The organism is Burkholderia sp. LMG 13014, assembly GCF_905232215.1.
Classification (GTDB): Bacteria; Pseudomonadota; Gammaproteobacteria; order Burkholderiales; family Burkholderiaceae; genus Burkholderia.
This window is the reverse complement of sequence record NZ_CAJNKE010001014.1, coordinates 1-1,241: the sequence shown is the minus strand read 5'-3', so window position 1 is coordinate 1,241 and position 1,241 is coordinate 1. Positions and strand designations below refer to the sequence as shown.

Below are 1,241 nucleotides of genomic sequence, written 5' to 3'. Positions count from 1 at the left end.
CGCACGGGCCACTCGTAGCCCGCGCCGTCGGTGCGGTTGCCGAGCCCGACGAGCGGGCCGCGCGCCCAGCTTGCGACCCAGGCCGTCTTGATGAGGCCCTGGCAGTCGATCACGAGGTCGTACTGCTCGGCCGCGAGGCGCTGGCGGAAGGCCCGGATCTCGCGCCACGTGGCGCCCGAGAACGGCTTCTTGCGCCAGCGGCGCAGCGAAAACGGCAGCACGTTGCGCACGCCGTCGACGAGCTTGACCAGGTCGACGAAGCTTTCCTCGACGAGCCAGTCGATCTGCGCATCGGGGTGACGGCGCCGGATATCGGCGATCACCGGCATGTTGTGCACGACGTCGCCCAGCGACGACACGCGCACGATCAGGATCTTTTGCACGCTGAAAAAACGCCGGCAGGCAGCCGGCGACAAGCAGAAAGGAGCGATTTTATCGCGCTCGTGGCGTCGCACAGGCAAAAAGCGGCCGCACGCGTGTAGCGTGCGCCGCTTTTCGGGGGTGGCGCGACGATCGGACTCACCATCGCGCCGTTGGCGGCCCGCAGGCCGCCGACGCTCAGAACGGCAGCTTGACGTCCGGCTTCGCGGCCGTCAGCACGCGGCGGAAGTCCTCCTGGATGCGCTTGAGCCCTTCCTGCGTCTCGGACTCGAAACGCATCACGACGACCGGCGTCGTGTTCGACGAACGCGCGAGGCCGAAGCCGTCCGGATACTCGACACGCAGGCCGTCGATCGTCACGACTTCCTCGGCGCCGTCGAACTTCGCCTCTTTCTGCAGCTTGTCGATCAGGCGGAAGTTCTCGCCTTCTTCGAGCCACAGCTGCAGTTCAGGCGTGCTCATCGCGTCCGGCAGCCCGTTCAGCAGCGCGCTCGGATCGGCCGTCTTCGTGAGGATCTCGAGCAGGCGCGCGCCCGTGTAGAGACCGTCGTCGAAGCCGTACCAGCGATCCTTGAAGAACACGTGGCCGCTCATTTCGCCGGCGAGCGGCGCACCCGTCTCGCGCAGCTTCGCCTTCACGAGCGAGTGGCCCGTCTTCCACATCAACGGCTCGCCGCCCTTCGACTTCACCCATTGCGCGAGGTGGCGCGTGCACTTCACGTCATAGATGATCTGAGCGCCCGGGTTGCGCGACAGCACTTCTTCCGCGAACAGCATCAGCTGGCGGTCCGGATAGATGATCTGGCCGTCCTTCGTGACGACGCCGAGGCGGTCGCCGTCGCCGTCGAACGCGAAGCCGA

The 1,241-nt window shown here is 66.8% G+C and carries 1 protein-coding gene and 1 pseudogene; both read right to left on the bottom strand.

Annotated features, from left to right (window positions below; translation table 11 throughout):
• Positions 1 to 383 (bottom strand): glycosyltransferase family 9 protein (locus JYJ84_RS37010; protein ID WP_275890778.1); only part of this gene is annotated, 383 nt, incomplete at its 3' end.
• Positions 384 to 558: 175 nt separating this feature from the next.
• A pseudogene (locus JYJ84_RS37005) lies at positions 559 to 1,241 on the bottom strand (phosphomannomutase/phosphoglucomutase); the annotation flags it as partial.